Consider the following 22,638-nt stretch of genomic DNA (forward strand, 5'->3'; position numbering starts at 1 on the left):
AGATCATTTTGAAGCAGGATAGCGCAATGCTCAACTTGATCGGTGCCATCAAACCAGACCTCATGACGTGAGGACGTGGTCCCTGAGCTCTACCGCGCCCGACAGGTGCGGAAGGCTTCGCGATTGGCGATAAGCGGTGGGAATTTCTGCCAGGATTTCTGTCAGGATTTTGGTTGTGGCGTGAGAGCGACATTAGCTATAGGGCAAAAATCCGCAGAGTTCTGCGGATCTCGGGAACGCTGTGGCGTCGCCGGAATGGTGAGTAGTCGGTTTTTGGTACCGGCATTCGCAGGTTCGAATCCTGCCGCCCCAGCCAACGCTGATCTAAGTGCAGGGTGTGCCAGCGCGCTGACCGGAAAAGGTCGCGCATGTCGTTCCAGCATCTCTACCTTAGGGGCCACGTCTTCTGGTGGCGCCGAATTCATCGACTCTCCGATAGCCGAACGCTGAATCTGAGGTTCCTTGAGAACTTACGAGCGATCGCAAGCAGTTAGCCGGGGGGCTGCGCTGACTGCCGCGACAGGGGGCGTGGTCACAATGTTGGAAAGTCGAATTCGGGCCGCATCTGTGAAGCCGACGGAGGCAAGCGTGGATCAACTGGCCGACAATATCGGCGCAACGAAAGTTCGGCTGTAGGCGGATGACCTCGCCACTGGACGAACTTGCCGTCTTCCGGCGGAGTACCCGGGATGGATGCTGGAGCGTCAGGGCGGCTACCGCACCTGAAGATTGGCGGCGTCTCAGCGGCGGCGCGATTCACTCACAGCTGCATTTAGGCGCTCGTTGCCGCCAGTCGTGCGATGATGCGATGCAGCCTTGAGCGGGCTCCGGACTCCAGCGCATCTCCGCGCGCCAGCCGTTCGCGAGGAGCACTCGAATTTGCGCGCAGCCCGGGACGGCGAAGAGCCATGCGAGACCGCTCGTCAAGGCGACAGCCGATCCTCCAGTGCCCGCCGCGCGAGATAGAGCGGATCGTCGCCTCCCGGAAGGTCGGGACGAACCCCCGAGCCTTCCCAGTTGGCACCGGTCGTCAGGTTGACCGGCCGCGCGTCCGGTATCGAGATCGCATACCTCTCGCCAAGGTCGACAGGTTCGCCAATCAGATTGGCGACACCGCCGCTGCGAGAACCGACAATAAGGGCACGCCCGAGCGCTTGGAGCGAATAAGCGACGAACTCGGAAGCAGACCCGGATCTCCTGTCGATGAGAATGGCAACGGGTCGCGCAGTCCCGCCAAGGGGCAACTCGAGCGCCGGCAGACTTTCGCTTGACGTTCCGCGACGCCGCTCAATCGTCTGCACCGCCTCTGTCATGGGCGCCAGGGCGCGAACCATGTGCTGTGCGGTACGCGCGTCGCCCCCGCCATTCCCCCGGAGATCGATGATGAGGCTGTTGGCGTCCGACAAAAGCGACGCAGCAGCCTCCAATTTCGGCTTGGCGAGATCCCAGGGATAGAAACTTGAGATCCGCAGATAACCGACATTACCCTCGAGCACCTTGGCCTCGCGAACGCCGGCGTTGACGTTCGCGCTTTCCGAACGCCATGCCATGAGCCAATCCTCTGCTCCAGCGTCGCTCCCCGGCCGCTCGAACATGAAGTGCGGATCGTAGCTGTCGAGGAGGAGGTTCGTTTCGGCGACGAAGGCAGCCTCCTCCAAACATGTCCGCTGCCGAGCTTCCGCTGCCTCCTCCTGCAGACGGCGCGCAATCCGGCTCGCCATGTCCTCTTCGAAGTACCGCGTTTCGATGGCGCTCGCTGCGGCCTCCAAGGCGGCCGCCTGCTGGGGACAGGCGCCTGCGGCTGCGAGCGCAAGAATAGGAACTAGCATCGGTCTATCCTTGTTTTACATAAGGACTTATGTATAAGCACGCATATGCAGAGACATCAAGCTACTTTGGGTACCCTGCTTCGCCGCCTCATCGACGCGCTCGATGGTGCGGTGGAAAGTGCCTATCGTGAGGCCGGCCTCGACTTCCGGCCGCGCTACACGCCCGTCATCAGGCTGCTCTTGGACGCAGGACCAATGCCGATCAGGGACATCGCCCGGCATGCCGCCGTCAGCCATTCTGCCTTGAGCCAGACGGTGTCACAGCTTCAGCGGGAAGGCTGGGTCGAACTGCAACCCGGCCATGACCGCCGAGAGCGTGTGGTCCATCCATCCGCCAAGACGCGCAAATTGGAACCCGCTCTTCGTAAGCGGTGGGCGATCACCGCAGCGGCCGCAGCATCTCTCGACGCCGAGCTGCCTTGCGCGCTCGAGCCACTCCTGCGGCAAGCGCTCGAAGCGTTGGATTCCAAGCCGTTCAAGGAGCGTCTCGCTGAGGCCGCTTCGGACACCGACGGAACGTAAAAGCTACAGAGACTGTCGAACCCGCTTGCAAAAGCAAAACGATAGAGCAGGCGACGCGTCGCCGCGCCGAGCCAGAAGGCGGCGTTGAGGGCATGGGAAAGCGATCACGACCTCTTCGCTCGCGGCATTGCCGAGAAGGTCGAAGACCCCGAACTGATGCGCGAGCCGCTCAGCCAGCCGGGCGTGGTGATACGCCGGCTGTGCGGCACTGAGCGAGCAGATCGCCGCTCTACCGAAGAACAAACCTGCGAGAAAGCGTTCCCCCGCGCCCAGAGCGGGTGGACAAGCCAGCGCGCAACCCGCCCTCCCGGCCGAAGAAACGGACAGTACCGCCGAAGCCAAAGCGAGGCCGAACAGCGCCACACAAACGAGCGCGAGGCCCCAGCCAAGCGCCTGTCGGAACCCGAACGCGCGCGGCGTGGGCTTGAGCGCAGCCACTCCACCGAAATTTCGAAACTGCAAGTGAAGGTGAAGAAGCCCTTGGAGCCACCGCACAAAGCAACCAAAACTGGCTTGCCTCGTAACGGCGCCATGGTTGACCGTTCACGGTGGGAACTGCACCGCAGCAAGCGGCTCCCAGCGAACGCTTGCTTTCAATCGTTCGTCACGACGGTCGCGCATCATCGACGGAACGGAAGTTCTCCTCCAGAGTTTATTCGCATCTGGAAAGCGTTTCACGGCCGCCCTGCGGCCGGGCGAACTTTCCCTCGGGGGACTCTGTATGGGTGCGAGCAGTTGAGGGGCATGGCCACTAATCGGATTCTCTCCCCACCAAGTCAATTGAGTGAGTACGAGGCGCTTATGGCGGCCGCGCCGAGCGTTCTGGAGGCACTGCCGGGTGCGGTCTATCTCTGCGATGCCGAAGGTTACCTCACGCGTCACAATCTGGAAGCGGAGACGCTGTGGGGCCGCAAGCCCGCGCTGGACCGGCAGGAACGGTTCTGCGGATCGTACAAGCTCTATCTAGCCGATGGAACGCCGCTTGCGCCCGAAGACTGCCCGATGGCAGTCGCTGTCGAGGCGGGCAAGGAAACGCGCAATGGCGAAGTCGTGATCGAGCGGCCCGACGGCACGAAGATCACGGCGCTGGTGAACATTCGGGCGCTACGCGGTCCGGACGGCGAAGTTCAAGGGGCCATCAACTGCATCCAGGACATCTCGGAGCGCAAGGCGCTCGAGGAAGAGCTCGTGCGCAGGAACCGCGACCTCGAGGATTTCTTCGACAATGGTGCCGTCGGCCTGCACATCGTCAGCGGTGACGGCACGATCCTGCGCGCCAACCGCGCAGAACTCGATTTGCTCGGCTACTCCGCCGATGAGTACATCGGACGATCGATCACGGACTTCCATGCCGATGCTCCCGTAATCGACGACATTCTTCATCGCCTGTCGCGCGGCGACCAACTCGACCGCCATCCCGCCCGGTTGCGCGCCAAGGACGGCTCCATTCGTGAGGTGCTGATCACCTCCAACAGCCGTATTGAGGACGGGGAGTTTGTGAACACCCGCTGCTTCACAATCGACGTGACCGACTGGCGCAAGGCTGAGCAGGCGCAACGCGAGAGCGACGAGCGCCTCGCCGCGACCCACGAGGCCGCCCCCGTGGGAATAGCGGAGGTCGACGAGCAGGGCCGCTACATTCGTGTGAACGACGCCTTGTGCAGCATTCTCGGTCGCTCGCGCGACGAAGTGCTCTCTTCGAGTTTGGTGGAAATCACGCACCCGGAGGACCGCGCTCGCGAAGCCGAGCAGTATCAGAGCCAGGTTCGCGGCGAGATCGACAGCTATTCGAGCGAGAAGCGCGCCATTCGGGGCGATGGCTCGATGGTCCATCTGGAGGTTGCAAGCTCGTCGGTCCGTGATGCGCAGGGGCGCTTCCGCTTTGGCGTGCGGATCATGCAGGACGTGACCGAGCGCAAGCGCATGCAGGAGGAGATCCGGGCGAACGAGCGTCGCTTGAGCGATTTGCTGCAAGCACTGCCGGCGGCGATCTATACGACCGACGCAGAAGGCAGGATAACCTTCTATAATCAGGCGGCCGCTGACCTCGCGGGCCGCGAGCCCGAACTGGGCGTCGACGAATGGTGCGTAACCTGGAAGCTTTTTTGGCCGGACGGGACGCCTCTGCCCCATCACGAATGCCCGATGGCCGTGGCCTTGCGAGAAGACCGGGCGGTTCGCGGCGAGGAGGCGATAGCCGAGCGACCCGACGGAAGCAGAACGCCCTTCATCCCCTACCCGACGCCGCTGCGAAACGCCGAAGGCCAGCTCATCGGCGCAGTCAACATGCTGGTCGACATCAGCGACCGCAAGGCTGCCGAAACGCGGCAGAAGGTTCTGATCGACGAACTCAACCATCGGGTTAAAAACACGCTGGCGACAGTGCAGTCGCTGGCCCGGCAGACCTCCCGGCATGCGCGGGACCTGCACGGGTTCGGCGAGACCTTCGAGGCGCGGCTTCTGGCTCTGGCGAGAGCGCACGATCTCCTGACGGCACGTAGCTGGACAAGTGCGCCTCTCGAGAAGCTGCTCGACGATATAGTCGCACCATACAGCGGCGATCGCGGACGCCTGCGGATGAACGGGCCGCACGTGGAGCTCGACCCTCGCACGGCGCTCTCGATGACCATGGTGCTGAGCGAACTCGCGACGAACGCGGCGAAGTACGGCGCGCTCAGCAGGCCCGCCGGCACCCTTTCGGTCGACTGGGAACTGTCGGATGACGCGGACGGCGCGCTCGAACTGACCTGGTCGGAGCGCGGAGGCCCACCGGTACGTGCGCCGGCTCAGCAGGGCTTCGGTACGCGGCTTATCGAGCGCTGCATCCAGCGCGACTTGGGCGGGCGGCTAAATCTGCAATTTGCGGAAAGCGGCGTTGAGTGCCGGATCGAAGTCCAGCTCGGGGTGTTGGCGGCGGATGCCTGATTTTACCGGAGTTCGCGTTCTGATCGTCGAAGACGAGGCGATTGTCGCCATGATGCTGGAGGAAATGCTCGAGGAACTCGGCTGTGAGATCGCGGCGTCGGTGGCCACCGTGGCCGGAGCCGAGCACGCCGTCCGGACAACTGATGTCGATCTCGCGCTGCTGGACGTAAATCTCTCTGCCGAGACGACAATCGACTTCGCGCGCGGATTGGCCAGACACCCGATCCCGTTCGCTTTCTGCACCGGCTACGGCAGCGCAGGTGTGCCCGAGGACCTACAAGACCGGCCCGTGCTCACGAAGCCGCTCGCGCCTTCGGAACTTCGCAAGGCGATCGAGCGCGTGCTGTCGCCGAGCGACTGAATATCGCGTCGAACCCCTGCCGCGTGCGCGCAGTGTCTGCCGAATGGACGAGTGCGAATCGGGCGTTCGCATGATGCGGCCCGGCTAAGGGTGCCTCTCCGGCGCCTCGGACCGGGCTCGAGCCGCATGACCCGGAATGGACGTTTAACTGATCTGACAGCCAAGACCTGCCCCGTTGTCCCTCACCCAACACCTGTTTCCGAGACAGCGATACCGTTGCCGGCATGGCCGCAGCTACCGGCGCCTCCGACATAGCACATCGGGAGCATTCATGATTCGCGAAGTGCTGCTCACCACCGCCGCTCTTCCGGCATTCGAAGCACACGCGCAGGACGCGCATCCTGCCCCGATGAGCGACAGCGAAATTGTCGTGACCGGCACGCGTACGGAGGGGCGAGCGGCGCTGGAATTGTCGGCACCCGTGGACGTTTTGGGAGGCGGAGAGGTCCTGGAGAGCGGCTACCCGGATCTCGGCCGCGCGCTCAACATCCTCGAGCCGGGCGTGAACTTCGCACGCGCCGCAACCACCGCGACCAAAGTACCGTGTTCAAGCTATCCTCCACTACCTGAATGAGACCATCGGGATGATCGTAATCCACCGGCAGTAGGATGAGGTTGCTGCATGCAGCGCCCACGGCACCGGCCAGTTCGCGTGACAGGATGGCAGGTTCGCTTGCCGTATCGTAGCAAGTGACGGCTGCCAGATTTTACGCAGCTTTCAGCACAGCGCTGTGGCGGGCGCGGTCTTCGCATTCTTGAAGCAAGGCATCGGAACGGGGCAGCGGCGCTAAAGCGAGGAGCAGTATTGTGAGGAAGGGGAAAAACTACGACTTCTCGCGCGGCGCCAAGGCATCGAGGCTACCGGCGAGTCCCTATCGATTTGTCCGCACCCGCCGGACCGGTCGAGCGGCGCACTACAAGCTCTCCTTCCATCTGCAAGGGCTCGGATGGTGGAGCGTGGGTGCGGGCGTCGATCAACATTTCCACAGCACGGCTGACGGTCGCCGCGATCGGCTGTTCGATTGCGGTCAGCGGCGGATCGGTGAAGCGCACTACCGGCGAGTTGTCGAAGCTGATCAGCGACAAGTCCTCAGGTACGGCTAGGCCTCGCTCGCGTGCAACCTGTAGTGTGGCCAGCGCCATCTGGTCGTTGCTGGCAATGATGGCGGTCGGATGATCCCGGCGATCAAGCAGCGAGTTGGCCGCGGTAATTCCGCTTTCAAAGCTAAAATCGCCTTTCTCGCACAAGCCATCCACGGAAAGGCCGGCGCGCTCCATCGCTTCGCACCATCCGTCGATGCGCCAGCCTGCCAAGCTATACTCATCGGGCCCGGCAATGAACCCGATGCGCCTGTGGCCCAATCTGAGAAGATGGTCGGTCGCCAGCGCGGCGAGGTACTCGTCGCCCATCGTAATCGCTATGCCCGGGCCTTTCTCTTTCGAACCGATACGAGCGAAGGGAATGCCGCTTTCCGCCAACAGACCGGTGATCTGCAGGTTCTCCGAATGCGGCGGCGTCACGATTACCCCATCGGGCCGCAAAGCTGCGATTGCCGCGCCCAACTCTCGTTCGACATGGTCGCTATGGGTATCGACCAATTCAAAGATCATGCGATAACCGCGCTCGGCCGCGGTCAGCATTCCCCCCAAGAGCATCTGATCGACCCAGTCGCGTCCCTCGCGCGCGCGCCAGTCGGCTATCGTGCGGTCGCGGTCGTTGATGGCAAGGATCAAGTAGGAACGCGACCCACTCATCCGCTGCGCTGCTATTGATGGTACGTAACCGAGCTTATCGATACTTGCCTGGACCCGTTCCTTCATGGCTGGACGGACATTGGGGCCGTTGTTGATGACGCGGCTCACGGTCTGCAGCGACACTCCCGCATCGGCTGCCACGTGTTTGATGGTGACCGTTTGGCGGCGCCTACCCGTTGGTACTGAACCCCGATTACCCACTGCCATTAGCGTCCCCGTCATTCACCTGCCAAGAGTGGATCAGGCAACTGTGGCCTCTTCTGCTCTGCAGAACTGTGCCACATAGTCTTCGTGCTTAGGAAAGGTCTTCACTGTTTTGTTGACGTTTTCCCGCAATGAAGAAAGAAATCGTGACAGTTCCGCGTCACTCATTTTCTTCGCGATCGGATGATGATTTTGCGGCCTGATGCCTTGGCCAAGCATGACCTGCACCCAGCTGTTCTCGGCGAATATCTCCTCATTCTTTCGGAATACGCGGCCCGTTTCCCGGAACAGTTCGATCTTCTGGCGCAGCGTATCGGGGATTTCCATCATGGCGCACTGCCGCCAGAACGCGCTTTCGCGCCGGTCGGTGGCCTTGTAGTGCAGGATCAGGAAATCGCGCACCTGGATCACATCAGCAAGTTGCTGGTCGTTGAACTCGGCAATATCCCGTTCGCTTACCCGGCCCGCCGGCATCATCCGTATCAGCCGCACGACCGCGCGCTGGATCAAGTGGATGCTCGTAGATTCAAGCGGCTCGAGGAATCCGCTGGCTAGGCCAATGGCAACGCAGTTGCGATGCCATTGCTTGCGCCGGACGCCAGCGGTGAAAGGTATCGCACGCGGTTCGCTGATAGGCGTGCCTTCGAGCGTTGACATGAGTCGTTCGCGCGCCGCGTCTGGCGACAGGTAGCGGCTGCAGTAGACGATGCCGTTCCCGCCACGGTGCTGCAGGGGAATCCGCCACTGCCAGCCTGCATCGTGCGCAATGGCGCGGGTATAGGGTACCGGTGGTCCGGAAAGCTCCGTTTGCACCGCGATCGCACGATCGCACGGCAGATAGTGAGACCAATCGTCATAACCGACGTGCAGCGCGCCTTCGATGAGCAGCGCGCGAAAGCCCGTGCAGTCAATGAACAGGTCACCTTCGAGCCTCTGATCATCCTCCAGACTCAACGCGGCGATGTTGCCGCTGTCGCGATCGAGGTGGACCTGCTCGATCTTGCCCTCGACGCGTTTTGCACCGGCTTTCTCGGCAATACGGCGGAGAAAGGCAGCATAGGCAGTTGCGTTAAGGTGGTAAGCATAGCTCAGGCCGTTCTTGGGAAGATGTGTGAATTTGCGCGCATAGGCGGCAACAAATTCCCGGCAGTAGTCGCCGTAGCTCTCCGCGTAGCCCCGCTCGCACCCTTCGGCCCAGAAGTGCTGGAATCCCGCAGCCCAATGATCGCGGCCCGTGGTCCCGAAGGCATGAAGATATTTCTCTCCGTCACGCCTCCAGTTCTCGAATTCGACGCCCAGCTTGAAGGTCGCCTGCGTCTCACGCATGAAATCTGCTTCAATTACGCCGATCAAGCGATTGAACAGGATCAATGGCGGGATCGTCGCCTCCCCCACGCCGACGGTGCCAATGGCGTCGCTTTCGACCAACGTCAGTTCGATCGCCTCGCCCATCGTATGCGCCAGCGCCGCGGCAGCCATCCAGCCTGCAGTGCCTCCACCGGCGACGACGATCCGCATAGGTGTGAAGTCGCTTCTCATTTGTTCAGTGTCCTGAGCAGGTAAGTCTTTATCCTGCCTGCGGTCTCGGCGGTCAGCGGGGCAAGGATGCCTCGGGCCTCTGGTGGGATATGGTCGGTCACCTCCGGCGGATTTTCAAAGACGTAATGGTCGAACAGATCGCGCCAGAATGCACGTTCGGGTTGTGGCAAGTCGCGCAGCGCGAGGATAGCGTGATTGAGCGCGTCTTGAGGCTGGCCGAGAAAGCTCGGCGTGTCGCGCCACCAGTAGTTTACAAGCACATTGAAAGGGTCGAGTCCTTCGACATGGTGCCACCACATTGAGGGAATGTAGACCGCGTCCCCCGGCTCCAGTTCGACCACTTTCGCATGCTTCAACGCCTCGGCGAAACGCGGGAAGGCATCGAAGTCGGGCGCGTGGAAATCGACCAGGCTCACTGCACGACCGGCCGGCGTGTTCTCGAGCGGGCCGATGTAGAGATTCGCGAACTGCTCGGGTGGGAAGATAGTGAAGCGTCGTCGGCCAACCACACAGCAAGCCAAATTGCGAGGGAAGTCGTTGTGAGCCGCCACGCAGGTGTCGCTACCGATCCAGATGCTTTGGAGCGGTCCCCGGTCCGCGACCGGCGAGATATTTTCTTCGACCAGCCCGTCGAAGAACAGCTTCATGTCAACAGAGGCGAGGTAGATCGCGGGTGCTTCCGTGCGCCCTTCGTTGTCATCAAAGCCGCGAAAGATGTCAGTCAGCTTCCCGCGTGCGGTGCGGAAGTTCATCCCGAAGTCGTCGTTGTAGAACAGTCGTCCGCCGCCGCCCGGCTGACCGATGGTCACCGTGAAAGGGACCGAACGGGCACGATCCAACAGGTAACGGCGGGCGGCGCGTCCGGATTGGAGCCCCGCCTTGACCAGTGGCCAATCCGATACCAGTCCGCGCACCACGAATGGAGAACCGGTTTCATCAAGTATCGAAGAAAGCGCGGCACTATCGCTCGCCTCGCGCTCCGGGACTTGCTCGATGCCCGTGAAAATTGAAGAGTCGGGCTCAGCCACGCGCCTGCTTCGCATCCTTGCGGGCGATCAGCTCAGAAAAATTGGACAGCGAGGCAAGCGCCATGAAGATGGGCATGAGATAGCCATCCTCATGCAGCGAGCCGAGCGCATCGGCGTCTAGGGCGCGCAATTTATCTTCGTCGATGATGTGGAAGCCAATCAGCGATTGATTCGACCCGTCGCTAAGCGACACCTCGAGGGTGAACGGCTCGAGCAGATCGTGACGCGCAAGGGTGTCGTAAAAGGCGCCACTTTCCTGATAACCGGCATGCAACGCGCCGAGTTTCTCGGTGATCGTTTCCAGAAATGGTGTCGCGCGACCGGCTTCATCGAAGACCCGGATCCCTTCGCCGCTGACCGAAACGCGCGGGTGCCCCATATCAACATGCACTTGTCCCGCGCCTTCGCCATCGCGTGAAAGCCCCACAAGGAACGGTTGGATAGCCATCGAGAGCGGCCGATAGTGCGCCTCCCACTCACCGTCCGCGAGGAAGAGGTTCTCACCACTCTCGAGGCCGAACAAAGCGAGTGCCGAAAAGCGCCCGCCATCGGCCTCGCGGCGGAAGACGATCGGATAGTGTGCCTGCACCTTGCGAAACTCATCGGGCACCGCCAGCGCGGCCATGACCGCATCGCCCAGTTCCGCACCCGCGCCGGTGTGGACGCGTAAGTCGGCGTGATCTTTGGTGTTGAGTATCTCGTGTTTGCTCATTGGGAGGCGATCTCTCCTTGTGCCCTTGCAGGCTCTCCGGCGAGAGCATCGAAATAAGCGCGATTTGTCGGCAGCGCAGACGCTAGCGCTCGCTCTCGTTCACGAACCTCGACCAGCTTGCTTCTCGCCTCATCACCCGCAGGGAACTCGGAATCGGCGGGGAGGATGGATCCCATGCCGTAGAGCACGTACTGCTGGCTGGCGGCGGAGAAAATCTCGTTGATCTGGGGGAAGTCCGCCTCCGAAGGAGGGTGGTCACGCCACAAGACGAGCTGGTCGGCCAGCGACTGCGGGATTGTCGCGGGGTCGCGCTGTGCCAGCCAGTAAGGTTCCGTGCGGGCGCTCAGCACGTAGTGAAGTTTGAGAAAGTCGACCGTCCGGTCCCAGCGATAGCGGAAGAGCGAATTGAACCGTGCTGCGTGCAGAATCAGGGCTTCGCGGCTGCGCGGGAAATTGTCGGCCAAGGCCTTGAGTGACAATTCGATCAGCACGATGGCAGAGGCTTCGAGCGGTTCGATGAATCCGGCGGACAGACCCACGGCCAGGCAGTTCCCCCGCCAGAATTCCGCGCGATGGCCTGTGGCGAACTGGAGTCTGCGCGGGGTAAGCGATGCAGAGTCCACTCCGGGAACATTGGCCGCGATATATTCAGCAAGCACTTTGGCTGCCGCGTCGTCGTCCATGAAGCGTGAGGAATAGACACAACCAATGCCCCGGCGCGACGGCAGCGCGATATCCCACAACCATCCTGCCTTGTGAGCAGTCGCCACCGTCTGCGAGGCAATCGGGCTGTCGGGCAATGTCGGCACTTGAGCCGCCAGAGCGCGGTCATTGAAGGAGACATCCGAACGATCGACCCATTCGACACCGATCTCTTGGCCGATCAGCCGCGCGGCCATGCCGGTGCAATCGATGAAGAAATCGCCCCGGAGCGACTCTCCCTCCCGAAGGCGGAGCGCGGTGATGAGCCCATCCTCGCCGGTTTCGACGTCCATCACCGTATCGCGGACGTGGGTGACGCCAAGTTTCCGGACGGCATGGCGTGCGAGAAGCACGGCCAGCTTCCCGGCATCTAGGTGGTAGCCGTAGTTCAACGCACCGGCAAAGTCGGGCATGGCGCGCTGCCGCGGTGCAAGGTTGCGATCACAGATCGAGGCTTGCGGGTTCATGGCATAGGAAAAGGGCAGATCGTCTCCCCTTTCCTTCCATGCGGCCAGAAGCTCAGCCATGTCCCCGGCAATGGGTGCCGTGAATGGGTGGTAATAGCTGTCACCAGGTCCGCCGCTGACCCAGCCATCGAAGCGTGACCCCTGTTTGAACGAAGCATCGCAGGCAGTCAGGAACTCGACTTCGCCAATGCCGATGGTGGCAAGTGTCTTGCGCAGGGTCGGCCAGCTTCCCTCGCCCACGCCGATCGTGGGAATGTCGGGCGCCTCGACGATCGTGACGTCGAGTTCAGGGCAGCGCGCGGCGAGGTAGGCTGCGCTGAGCCAGCCAGCAGTTCCCCCGCCTACGATCACCAGTCTCGCAAAGTCGCCGTGCATACGCTCATCCCATAGCCCCGGACCTCATCGGAGACAAAGAGTCGCACTGCGCGAAGGCAGTGCGACTCTCTTGCAAGCCGATGGGGGCGGGAACGCCCCCCACCACTCACCAGGTAAAGCGCACGCCGGCTGCGTACCGAGCGTAGCCCGGGGCCGCGAAATACACCGCCTGATCAGACCTACGATGACCACGGCGGCCTTCGCTCAGGAGGTTGATGGCCTCGCCGAAGATGGTGAGCCCATTTGCGAATTCGTAGCTCGCGCTTGCATCGACTTGACCGTAGGCCTCAATGTAAAACGGATCGAACCCGTAGTTGGTCAAAAACTCATCGCGCCAGTTATAAGCGACACGCGCCTGCAGACCGCCCCGGTCGTAGAATAGAACGGCATTGGCGCTGTCGGAAACACCGGTCACGGCAAACTGCTCTTCCGTATAACGCAAGGTGTTGTCGAAATGGGTGTCACTATTCACGATCGTGTAGTTGAGTATCGCCCCGAAACCGGTGTTCCAGAAGTCATGCTGGATGGCGAACTCGAACCCATCCAGCGTCGCCGACTGGTCGCTGTTGAAAGGCCGCGTGAGCGTGAAAACCAGGGAGGGATCGCCAGGCTGCCCAATAATGCCCACCGGGTCGCCCTCGTCGTTCCGGGTGACGAGGTCCGGACTGTTGGTCGCCACGTAATCGAGAATCTCGGCAAAGGTCGCGTTGGCGCCGAGTGCAGCCCGGGCCGCCTCCATCGCTGCGCCCTGGGACGGATTGGGCAAATCGAACACAGGCTCCTGTGTCGTTACATTTGCTATGAAATTACTGACATTCTTACGGAAATAGCCGACCGAAATATAGCTTGCGGGCCCGTAGTACCATTCGGCAGACACATCGAAGTTTTTCGACTTGTATGGGATAAGATCGGGATTGCCGCTGCCCCCCGTGCTGCCGCCATTCGGACGAGCAGGGGAATTGACGGTCAAACCCCCGTTCAGTCGGCCGTAGTCCGGCCGGGTGATCGTGTGACTGTATGAGGCGCGTAGAACGACGTTCTCGATCGGCGTGATATCAAAGTCGATCGCCGGGAGCCAATTATCATAGCTGCTTGTCAAGGTGGTAAATATCGAAGCATCGCTGTTCTGGATCGCGATTTCATTGTCGGCGACCTGCACCGTGCCGACCGGAACCGGAACTAGCGCTGTAGAAGAAACATCTGTCACTTCGTACCGCAGGCCAAGACGCAGGTGAGCCTCGTCGGCAAGGATGTCGAATGAGTGAAGCGACTGCACGAACGGCGCGATAGTCTTTTCACGAAGGCGACGGTCGACGGTATATTCAGCCAGACAGCCTTCGCCTGTGGGCGTGCCGGACCATGGCGCGGAACAGATTCCAATTTCCGATTCAAGGAGTTGGATCAAGTCTTCCGTGGCAATCCGAAAATAGGTCGGGATGATGTTCGGGTCCTGTGAACCATCCATGCCATCGAGATCGGTGCGAAGATCCCTGGGCGTGAAGAAATCATCCGGTGTCTCTTCCGCGCTCAACGTGCCGCCCCAACTGTCGCTTTGGAGGAAACCGTAGGCAGTGCGAACCTTGTTGTCGGTATAGGTCGCGCCGAAATCGAGGCTTTCGATGAAGCTAGCATCGAAGTCGTACGCGCCTCTCAGCGATACCTCGGTGATCCGGTCCTTCATGTAGGCGTTACGGAAGGCATTGCCCGATGGGCGGATATTCGACCGATCGATCTCGAAGCCCGGATACATGTCGACCGAGATGACAGGCATCTCGCTGGTGAAATCGACGCGCTGGCTCTCCACACCGAAGATCGAAGTCCCCACTGCGATGTTGCTGCCATAGGGAGATGTCGGCTTGGATTCTGCGGTTGAGTGGTGCGCATCCAGCACCCAGCGCATGCCGCTCGGGTGGTTCCATTCGATGTTTCCGCCGATCGAGTGATTGATGCTGCGATTTGCCGCGACCGCACCCGTGATGGCCAGGTCCTTCCCAGGTGCGAAGGTCTCGGCGTAGAAGTTGGCACCAGCGACTGGACCATCGGTCCAACTGCTGCTTGTCTGATCGTGATTGAACCACACACCGATGCTGTTGGTGCGCGCATCGAGCGTGTTCTGCGAGAAGGTATAGTCAAACGTCGCGTTAATCTGATCCGACGGCTGGAATTGCAGCACAAGCTGACCGTTGATCCGTTCACGATCGATATCGGTGAAGTCGTAGGCCGCGTTCTGCGGGACCTGGTAGATATCGTCGCCTTCCGGACGGTTCTCGATATTGGCGTACCGGGCGTCGCCCGGCATCGCCAGTGAGCCCCAGTTGCCCTCCGTTGCAAGATACCCTTCGCGCCACTCACCAACCGTGAACTGCGCAAGGCTGGCCTTGCGTCGCTGGTAAGAACCACTGACCAAAATGCCGATCGTATCGTTGGCAAATGTCTTGCTAATGATGCCCGAAACCTCGGGCGTGATCTCGGTGTCCTCGAACGTGTGGTCGATTACGCCCTTGACGCCGATGCTGCCCTGAAAACCCGGTCGATCGAGCGGGCGCGGCGTCTTGATGTTGATGACCGAGCCGATACCGCCGGTCGGCAGCGAAGCGCGGCCTGACTTGTAGACTTCGACGCCGGCAATGCCCTCGGAGGCAAGGTTGGCGAAATCGAAGGAGCGCGACGCGGGAGCCGAACAGCAGTCGCCCAAGCTCGACGCTGGCATCTGGCGGCCGTTGAGAAGAACGAGGTTGAAATCCGGCCCAAAGCCCCGGACCGTTACCTTCGATCCTTCGCCGCTCTGGCGGTCGATTGATACACCGGTAATCCGCTGGAGCGATTCGGCGAGGTTGGTATCCGGGAATTTGCCGATATCTTCCGCACTGATGGCATCCACCACGCCGACCGCGTCGCGCTTGATGTTCATTGCGTTCTGAAGACTTGCGCGAATGCCCGATACGACGATGACATTCTCGTCCGCCGAACCCGGATCGCCTGCGGCCTCTTGAGCAGAGTCGTCGGCGGACGAATCCTGCGCCTGCGCGACCGGCGCCCACGCGCTCAGCGCCACAAACGAGGTCCCCGCCAGCGCCCTGACGAGAAACGGGTTGCCCTTCAATTTCATCTGATTCTCCTCCCGATTTCATGCGCTTCGCGGCATGCAAAATTCTTATGTGAACGTTCACCTAATTGATAACGTTCACTTCGTCAACATCGCCATGCTCACGAAGAGGGCAAAACATGAGGGAAGTGTCACGCGAGGCGGCTAAGATTTACGCTTGGTGCTGCTACGGCACTCGTATCATCGAAACGAGGCGGCCGACCTCGGCTGGGGGTCGTGCGGTAACTTTGGCAACCGCGGCCGCCACAGCGAAATTGAACAGCATGCCAACAGCGCCGATCCCTTCGGGTGATATGCCGAACAGCCAATTTTCTTGGACGTTCGCGGTCGGTTCCCAGAGCTTGAAGTAGGCGATGTAGAGAAAGGTGAAACCAAGCCCCGTCACCATGCCCGCGATCGCACCTTCCCGGGTCATCCATCGTGTGAAGATGCCGAGGAAAATTGCCGGGAACAGCGAAGCGGCGGCCAACCCGAACGCGAATGCGACCACCTCCGCCACCCAACCGGGCGGATAGACCCCGAGGTACCCGGCCACCAAGATGGCAGCCGTCGCCGCGATCCGGGCCGCGGCCAGTTCGCCCTTCTCGGTGATCTGCGGCCGGAACGTCTGCTTCAGCAGATCGTGGCTGACCGAACTCGAAATGACCAGCAAGAGCCCGGCGGCGGTGGACAATGCGGCCGCCAGACCGCCGGCCGCGACCAGCGCGATCACCCACCCGGGGAGGCTCGCGATCTCCGGGTTGGCGAGCACCATGATGTCCCGATCCACGTACACTTCGTTGGTGCCGTCCGGAACGTCCTCATTCATCACCAGCCGCTCCCCCGAAGCTCCTCTCTCGCCGGTGAAAAGCGGTGCGCCATCGAACGCGCTGCCCGCACGATATTGCATCACCCCGTCCGCATTTCGGTCGCGGAACGCGATCAGGTCGTTGGCTTCCCAATTGGTGAACCAGCCAGGCGCATCCGCATAGGCGGCCTCGTTCACGCTTTCGGTGAAGTTCAGTCGGGCGAAGGCGCCCACAGCGGGCGCTGTCGTATAGAGCAAGGCGATGAAAAGAAGCGCCCACCCGGCTGACTTGCGGGCGTCGGAGGCGCGCGGGACGGTGAAGAAGCGCACGATGACATGCGGCAACCCGGCCGTACCGATCATCAGCGCAGCGGTGATGCAGAATACGTCGATCATCGACTTGGTGCCGGCGGTATAGGCTGCGAAGCCAAGATCCTGGACGACGAGATCGAGCTTCTGGAGCACGTAGAGGCCGGACCCGTCGTTAAGCTGCGAACCGAGGCCGAGCTGCGGCACCGGATTGCCGGTCAGCATGAAGCTGATGAAAAACGCTGGCACCAGATAAGCGAAGATCAGCACGCAGTATTGCGCGACCTGGGTGTAGGTGATGCCCTTCATCCCGCCCAGCACTGCATAAATGAAGACGATGCCCATACCGGCGATGACGCCTATGGTAACCGAGACGTCGAGAAACCTGGAGAAGACGATACCCACTCCGCGCATCTGCCCGGCGATATACGTGAAGCTGATGAAGATCAGGCAGACCACGGCTACGACCCGCGCCGTCTTGCTATAATATCGCGCACCGATGAAGTCCGGCACCGTGAACTGGCCGAACTTGCGCAGGTAAGGCGCCAGCAGCAGCGCCAGAAGCACGTACCCGCCGGTCCAGCCCATCAGGTAGACGGAGCCGTCATAGCCAAGGAACGCGATCAACCCGGCCATCGAGATGAAGCTCGCCGCGCTCATCCAGTCGGCCGCGGTAGCCATGCCGTTGACGACGGGATTCACCTCTCCGCCGGCGACATAGAACTCACTGGTGGAGGACGCCCGCGACCAGATCGCTATGCCGATATACAGGGCGAAGCTGGCGGCTACGAAGACGTAGATGAGCGTTTGGGTACTCACTTGTGCTCACCGTCGGTGAGGCCATACTTGCGCTCGGTCCGCCGCATCAGAACCACGTAGATCACGATCAGCAGGAGGAATATGTAGATAGAGCCTTGCTGGGCGAACCAGAAGCCGAGAGGATAGCCGCCGATCGAGAACCGGTCGAGGTACTCGCGGAAAAGGATCCCCGCGCCGAAGGAGCAGATGAACCATATGCTCAACAACACGCTCAGCAACCTGACGTTGGCGCGCCAGTAGTCGGAATCCGCGGCTTCGCGCGCCTCAATTTCGTCCTCGGCCACCGGCTCTCCTCCCTAATCCTACGGCTCGCTCGTGCCGACAACAATTCTTCTGGTCTTCACCCGCCTCCGGACCCAGCCCCTCGTCGCCGTGTCTCGTCCAACGCAGAGCGCGTCTGGCCAAGTCCTGGCCTGCCGCACACCAGGAACTCTCTCTTCTCCTGCGAGCCGGCGGAGCCGTCAAGCGCACGTTTCCTTTCACTTGACCTCGCTATCGCACCGCCCGCATGACGATGGGCGCACGGAAGAAAGGTGAGGAACCGATGAATTGGATCGCGGGGAAGATTGCCTCCAGCCTGTTGGTATCCACCGCCCTGATCAGCGGCGTCGGCCCCGCACAGGCGCAGACGCCCGGCAGGACCCTGGAGGCGCCGGCTGCATTCACGGTCTCGGCCGAGCGGCTCGCCCTTTTGCGCACGCAGTTGCAGCGCTATGTCGACGAGGGCAGGCTGGCCGGCGCGGTGGTTATGATCCAGCAAGACGGCAAGCGCGTCTTTTCGGAAGCCGTGGGATGGCGCGACAAGGAAGCCCGCGATCCGATGCGGGAGGACACGATCTTCCGCATCGCCTCCCAGACGAAGGCGCTGACAAGCGTCGCGGTGATGATGCTGATGGAGGAAGGCAAGCTTCTGCTCGGCGATCCGGTCGGCAAGCATCTGCCCGAATGGAAGGAAACGACCGTGGCAGTAGCCACACCCGCGGGCGGCTACCAGACCGTTCCCGCCAATCGGGCCATCACGATCCGGGATCTGCTCACCCATACCGCCGGCATCTCCTATGGCAGTGGTCCTGCGGAAGACGCATGGCGCGATGCAGGCCTGTTCGGCTGGTACTTTGCGGACCGCAGCGAACCTGTATCGAGCTCCGTCGCCCGCATGGCATCGCTGCCCATGGCGGCGCAGCCCGGCGAGAAGTTCGTCTACGGCTACAACACCGACATTCTAGGCGTGATCGTCGAAAAGCTCAGCGGCAAATCGCTGCAGGAATTTCTCGACGAGCGCCTGATCAAGCCGCTCGGTATGAAAGACACCTCCTTCTATCTGCCGCGCGAGAAAGCTGGCCGGCTCGCGGTCGTCTACGAAGGTGAGGAAGGCGGCGTGAGGCGCGCTGTGGATGCGAATGCATGGACGACCGGCGGCCATTTCGGGCAGGGACATTATTTGGACGGCCCTCGCATCGCCTATTCGGGTGGCGCGGGCCTGTTGTCGACTGCGGCCGACTACAGCCGCTTTCTGGAGATGATGCGACAGGGCGGCGAACTCGACGGGCGGCGTTACCTGAGCCGCAAGTCGGTCGAGCTGATGGTGTCGGATCACCTCGGGCCGATCGAATATACCCCCGGAATGGGCTTCGGGCTCGGCTTCTCCATCCGTACGGATCTGGGGGCCGCGGGCGAGCCAGGATCCGAGGGCGAGTTCGGCTGGGGCGGTGCCTATCACAGCCAATATTGGGTTGATCCGGAGGAAAGGCTAACGGTCACTTACATGACCCAGCTGCTGCCGGCCGGCGATATCGACGACCACGGAAAGCTGCGGGCGTTGATCTATCAGGCGATCGACTGACCGCGACGGCCGGGGGGACGCGAACAGGCTTTCGAGTCGAGGCGCGACGGGACTGGAAGCGGACCTGCGGATTTCGAGTGGGCCTGATCGCAAGCCTCGTCCGAACCGAAAAGCAAACGGGGGAAGCTCCCCTTGCCCGTCCGTTCAATCCCAGGAGATTCGGTGTAGCGCCGCCAGAAAATGGTGAGGCACCAGTTTCCGACCGACATTCGCGGGTCCGATCCCGCCCCCAAGGCAGCAATCCACTGGCAGTTGGCTCTCCCGCGAAACGCGGCTCCGGGTCCCAAGGTGGCGTGCCCTCGGGCAGGTCTGCCGTGCCGCCCGCACAAAAATTGGCACGCGTCACGCCTCCGCAATGAATCCGCAAAGGAGGCGTAACAACTCTTCCCCACCAGCGCCCTCGTTCACATCGGAACAGCTACGAGGGCAAGGTGGTGCATTCGTTCAGAGCGATGTCGCCGCTGATTGCGGCCGCCGGAATTCCATCCCGGAATCCGGCGTGCCGGCGCGCGCATGGCGTTGCCGGCGCAGGTCGCCTGCTGCCCGACTGGCGTGAATTCCAGGGGGAATGAGCTAAAAATGAAGAGTACCGTCAACGTCCGCGCCGCGCAGCTCCTTGCCGGGGTGGCATTCGCCGCACTGTCCGCAGCACCGGCCTTCGCGCAGACTGCTCCGGCCGCTGATGCCGGCGCATCGGCAGAAGCGGAAGCCGAAGCAAACGCCATCGTCGTCACCGGCTACCGCCAGAGCCTGCGGGAAGCGATCGACATCAAGCGCGAGACGATCGGCTTCTCGGACTCGATCGTCGCCACCGACATCGCCGACTTCCCCGAGCAGAACCTGTCCGAAGCGCTACAGCGGATCCCCGGCGTGACGATCGAGCGCGAGAAGGGCCTCGGCACCCGCGTCAACGTCCGCGGCCTGCCGACCGAGTTCACGCTGGTGACGATCAACGATCTCGCCACCGCGTCCGGCTCGGGCGGGCGCGACGTCGAGTTCGACATCTTCGCGTCCGAGCTGATCCAGTCGGTCACCGTCCAGAAATCGCCGACCGCGGCGGATGAGGAAGGCGGCATCGCCGGCTCGGTCAAGATCAGGACCGCGCGCCCGTTCGACAATCCCGGCCTGCGCGTGGTCGGTTCCGTGGAAGGCGCATACAACTCGATTTCCGAAGAGATCGATCCGCAGTTCTCCTTCCTTGCGAGCGACACTTTCGGGGACTTCGGCGTGCTTCTCTCGGTATCGAAGGGGCAGCGGACCAACCGCACCGATTCCAACTCCGGCATCAACTTCCGTCCCATTTCGCGCTGGACCGACCGCGGCGACGCGCAGACCGACCAGGCGCTCGAGGTGCTCGAGCGTGATGCCGGCATCGTGTTCGACGACGTCAACGACGGGAACGAAGTCGACCGGGTGGTCTTCCTCGACAAGGTCGGCGACCGGATCTACCTCAACGATCAGGACAAGCTCGGCTTCTCGGGATCGCTGCAATACCGCCCGAGCGACCAGCTCAGCGTGACGTTCGACGCCTTCCTCGGCTCGTTCGACACGGTCGAGGACGAATACGACGCGGCCGCCTATTCCGCGTCCAGTCGGTCGACGCTCGGCATCATCCATGATTACGACGACACGACCCTGTCGGAGCACGGCATCGTCGTCCTGCGCGACGTGTCCTACACCGCTACCCAGCATGAATTCCTGAGCAAGGAGCGGATCACCGAGACCGACTACCGCCAGTTCGGCGGCGAGATGAACTGGGAAACCGGCAACTGGGAGATCGACCTGCTCGCCGGCTATTCGAACGCCAGCAAGTCGCGCGACAACGCCAACCTGAAGCATGTCGCCTACGCCCCCTCACGCACTCGCTATACCGAAACCGGGGGCGAGACGATCCCGAGCGACGATCCGAACACGATCGACATGTACAACTCGCCCGAATCCTATCTCTTCGAGGCCTACGAGACGACCTACGAGGAGATCGAGGACGACAAGTACACCGCCCAGCTCAACGTCACCTACAATTTCGACAGTGTGCTGAAGCGCGTCAACTTCGGCTCACGCTACACCAACAAGACGACCGAGCGTCAGTACGGCGAGGAGAAGATCCAGGGGCCGACGCGCGGGGACTCCTCGTATGTCAACGAGCGGACACTGGCGGACAGCGAACTCGGCTACGTGACCGAGATCGTCGGCGGCAAGGATTATCAGGCGCGCGACCTCGACTGGCAGCAGATCTCGAACGATTACGCCCGCGACTTCTTCCGGCCCGAGGGCTTCCTCTCGCCATTCGACGACGGCCAGTTCTACCGCGTCAAGGAGGAGACGATCGCCGCCTACGGCATGGCCGATTTCGAGTTCGACATCGCCTCGATGCCGGTCTTCGTGAACGCCGGCGCGCGCTACATCAAGACGACGGTGCGCTCGTCCGGCTTCCACCAGGTGCAGAACCCCGACGGCTCAACCGGCTATACCGACGAGCCGGTCTCCAGCGAGGGCAGCTACGAGAAGGTTCTGCCGTCCATCAACGCGCATATCGAGGTGGCGGACGACCTGCTCCTCCGCGCGGCCGCCTCGCAGACGCTGATCCGCCCGGCGCTGACCGACCTTGCCTACAAGCGCACGGCGAGCTGGAACGAGTTCCGCTTCACCGATGGCAACCCCAGCCTCAAGCCGACTTACGCCGACCAGTGGGAAGTCGGCATCGAGAAGTATCTCGGCAGCGACGGCCTGCTCGCCGCGTCCTATTTCTGGAAGAACATCAAGGGCGTGGTGCAGAACGAGCTGACCGGCGTGGTCGAGGACGTGACCAAGTACAACGCCAACGGCACGATCGACGGGGTCTATGATTTCGACGTCTATCAGCCGGTGAATGCCGAGGGATCGTACAAGGTGAGCGGCGTCGAGCTGGTCGCGGTGGTGCCGTTCTGGTGGTTCCACGAATCGTTAGAAGGCTTCGGCGTGAATGCCAACTACACCTTCCTCGACAGCTCGCTGACGGGCGAATCCGATCTCGACATTCCGACCTCACCGATCGGCCTCTCCGACAACACCTACAACGCGACGCTGTTCTACGAACGCGGCCCGTTCGCGGCGCGCGTGTCCTACAACCACAAGAGCGCCTATGTGGAGCGCATCGAGCGGAACATGTACCCGGTCTACCGCGACGCCTACGGGCAGGTCGACCTGGCCGTCAGCTATCAGGTGACGGACAACTTCCGAGTCGAACTCCAGGGCATCAACATCACCGACGAGGCGACCACGGGCTACACGATGGATCCCGCCTTCCCGACCACCTACGAATTTTCGGGAAGCCGCATCAGCCTGGGCGTTCGCGCCCAGTTCTGATCGCCCCGAC

The 22,638-nt window shown here is 61.9% G+C and carries 15 protein-coding genes and 1 tRNA gene; 7 read left to right on the plus strand and 9 right to left on the minus strand.

Features of this window, described 5'->3' with window-relative positions:
• Positions 1–240 precede the first annotated feature (240 nt).
• Positions 241–316, plus strand: a tRNA-Ser gene (locus AC3A5N_RS01050).
• Positions 317–923: 607 nt separating this feature from the next.
• On the opposite strand, the gene AC3A5N_RS01055 is transcribed toward AC3A5N_RS01050, so the two are convergent.
• Positions 924–1,550 (minus strand): S41 family peptidase, encoded by a 627-nt coding sequence (locus tag AC3A5N_RS01055; protein ID WP_487735456.1) that lies wholly within the window; start codon positions 1,548–1,550, stop codon positions 924–926.
• Between the two features lie 345 nt (positions 1,551–1,895).
• On the opposite strand from AC3A5N_RS01055, the gene AC3A5N_RS01060 reads away from it, so the two are divergent.
• From AC3A5N_RS01060 to AC3A5N_RS01075, 4 genes are all read left to right on the plus strand, one after another.
• Positions 1,896–2,351, plus strand: a complete 456-nt coding sequence (locus tag AC3A5N_RS01060; RefSeq protein WP_487735457.1) for a MarR family winged helix-turn-helix transcriptional regulator — start codon at positions 1,896–1,898, stop codon at positions 2,349–2,351.
• Positions 2,352–2,507: 156 nt separating this feature from the next.
• Positions 2,508–5,276, plus strand: coding sequence for a PAS domain-containing sensor histidine kinase (locus tag AC3A5N_RS01065; protein ID WP_487735458.1), 2,769 nt, complete (start codon positions 2,508–2,510; stop codon positions 5,274–5,276).
• Positions 5,269–5,637, plus strand: a complete 369-nt coding sequence (locus tag AC3A5N_RS01070; protein ID WP_487735459.1) for a response regulator — start codon at positions 5,269–5,271, stop codon at positions 5,635–5,637. The genes AC3A5N_RS01065 and AC3A5N_RS01070 overlap by 8 nt, the downstream gene beginning before the upstream one ends.
• Positions 5,638–5,908: 271 nt before the next feature.
• Positions 5,909–6,211, plus strand: a complete 303-nt coding sequence (locus tag AC3A5N_RS01075; RefSeq protein WP_487735460.1) for a hypothetical protein — start codon at positions 5,909–5,911, stop codon at positions 6,209–6,211.
• Between the two features lie 284 nt (positions 6,212–6,495).
• On the opposite strand, the gene AC3A5N_RS01080 is transcribed toward AC3A5N_RS01075, so the two are convergent.
• From AC3A5N_RS01080 to AC3A5N_RS01115, 8 genes are all read right to left on the minus strand, one after another.
• Complete coding sequence (locus AC3A5N_RS01080) at positions 6,496–7,599, minus strand: LacI family DNA-binding transcriptional regulator (RefSeq protein WP_487736301.1); 1,104 nt, start codon at positions 7,597–7,599, stop codon at positions 6,496–6,498.
• 33 nt (positions 7,600–7,632) lie between these two features.
• Positions 7,633–9,135, minus strand: coding sequence for a tryptophan halogenase family protein (locus AC3A5N_RS01085; RefSeq protein ID WP_487735461.1), 1,503 nt, complete (start codon positions 9,133–9,135; stop codon positions 7,633–7,635).
• Positions 9,132–10,163 carry a cupin-like domain-containing protein gene (locus AC3A5N_RS01090; RefSeq protein ID WP_487735462.1) on the minus strand — a complete coding sequence of 344 codons (1,032 nt, stop codon included), beginning with the start codon at positions 10,161–10,163 and terminating at the stop codon, positions 9,132–9,134. The genes AC3A5N_RS01085 and AC3A5N_RS01090 overlap by 4 nt, the downstream gene beginning before the upstream one ends.
• On the minus strand, positions 10,156–10,875 hold the full coding sequence (locus tag AC3A5N_RS01095; protein ID WP_487735463.1) for a SapC family protein: 720 nt from the start codon (positions 10,873–10,875) through the stop codon (positions 10,156–10,158). The genes AC3A5N_RS01090 and AC3A5N_RS01095 overlap by 8 nt, the downstream gene beginning before the upstream one ends.
• Entirely contained in the window at positions 10,872–12,419 is a 1,548-nt protein-coding gene (locus AC3A5N_RS01100) for a tryptophan halogenase family protein (RefSeq protein ID WP_487735464.1), read from the minus strand. Before AC3A5N_RS01100 ends, AC3A5N_RS01095 begins: the two co-directional genes overlap by 4 nt.
• Positions 12,420–12,525: 106 nt before the next feature.
• Positions 12,526–15,528: a TonB-dependent receptor gene (locus tag AC3A5N_RS01105; protein WP_487735465.1), complete on the minus strand. Its 3,003-nt coding sequence runs from the start codon at positions 15,526–15,528 to the stop codon at positions 12,526–12,528.
• 163 nt (positions 15,529–15,691) lie between these two features.
• Entirely contained in the window at positions 15,692–17,440 is a 1,749-nt protein-coding gene (locus tag AC3A5N_RS01110; RefSeq protein ID WP_487735466.1) for a sodium:solute symporter family protein, read from the minus strand.
• Complete coding sequence (locus AC3A5N_RS01115; RefSeq protein WP_487735467.1) at positions 17,437–17,724, minus strand: DUF4212 domain-containing protein; 288 nt, start codon at positions 17,722–17,724, stop codon at positions 17,437–17,439. The genes AC3A5N_RS01110 and AC3A5N_RS01115 overlap by 4 nt, the downstream gene beginning before the upstream one ends.
• Positions 17,725–17,984: 260 nt before the next feature.
• Between AC3A5N_RS01115 and AC3A5N_RS01120 the strand changes: the two genes are divergently transcribed.
• On the plus strand, positions 17,985–19,283 hold the full coding sequence (locus AC3A5N_RS01120) for a serine hydrolase domain-containing protein (RefSeq protein WP_487735468.1): 1,299 nt from the start codon (positions 17,985–17,987) through the stop codon (positions 19,281–19,283).
• A 579-nt stretch (positions 19,284–19,862) separates the two neighbouring features.
• Complete coding sequence (locus AC3A5N_RS01125; RefSeq protein ID WP_487735469.1) at positions 19,863–22,628, plus strand: TonB-dependent receptor; 2,766 nt, start codon at positions 19,863–19,865, stop codon at positions 22,626–22,628.
• Positions 22,629–22,638: the final 10 nt, after the last annotated feature.

This window comes from Pelagerythrobacter sp. Soil_C_18, assembly GCF_057657235.1.

Coding starts and splice junctions, on each gene's coding strand:
- AC3A5N_RS01055 (WP_487735456.1), bottom strand. CDS start 1,550: ATGGCATGGCGTTCGGAAAGCGCGAACGTCAACGCCGGCGTTCGCGAG.
- AC3A5N_RS01065 (WP_487735458.1), top strand. CDS start 2,508: ATGCGCGAGCCGCTCAGCCAGCCGGGCGTGGTGATACGCCGGCTGTGC.
- AC3A5N_RS01070 (WP_487735459.1), top strand. CDS start 5,269: ATGCCTGATTTTACCGGAGTTCGCGTTCTGATCGTCGAAGACGAGGCG.
- AC3A5N_RS01075 (WP_487735460.1), top strand. CDS start 5,909: ATGATTCGCGAAGTGCTGCTCACCACCGCCGCTCTTCCGGCATTCGAA.
- AC3A5N_RS01080 (WP_487736301.1), bottom strand. CDS start 7,599: ATGGCAGTGGGTAATCGGGGTTCAGTACCAACGGGTAGGCGCCGCCAA.
- AC3A5N_RS01085 (WP_487735461.1), bottom strand. CDS start 9,135: ATGAGAAGCGACTTCACACCTATGCGGATCGTCGTCGCCGGTGGAGGC.
- AC3A5N_RS01095 (WP_487735463.1), bottom strand. CDS start 10,875: ATGAGCAAACACGAGATACTCAACACCAAAGATCACGCCGACTTACGC.
- AC3A5N_RS01100 (WP_487735464.1), bottom strand. CDS start 12,419: ATGCACGGCGACTTTGCGAGACTGGTGATCGTAGGCGGGGGAACTGCT.
- AC3A5N_RS01105 (WP_487735465.1), bottom strand. CDS start 15,528: ATGAAATTGAAGGGCAACCCGTTTCTCGTCAGGGCGCTGGCGGGGACC.
- AC3A5N_RS01120 (WP_487735468.1), top strand. CDS start 17,985: ATGAATTGGATCGCGGGGAAGATTGCCTCCAGCCTGTTGGTATCCACC.
- AC3A5N_RS01125 (WP_487735469.1), top strand. CDS start 19,863: ATGAAGAGTACCGTCAACGTCCGCGCCGCGCAGCTCCTTGCCGGGGTG.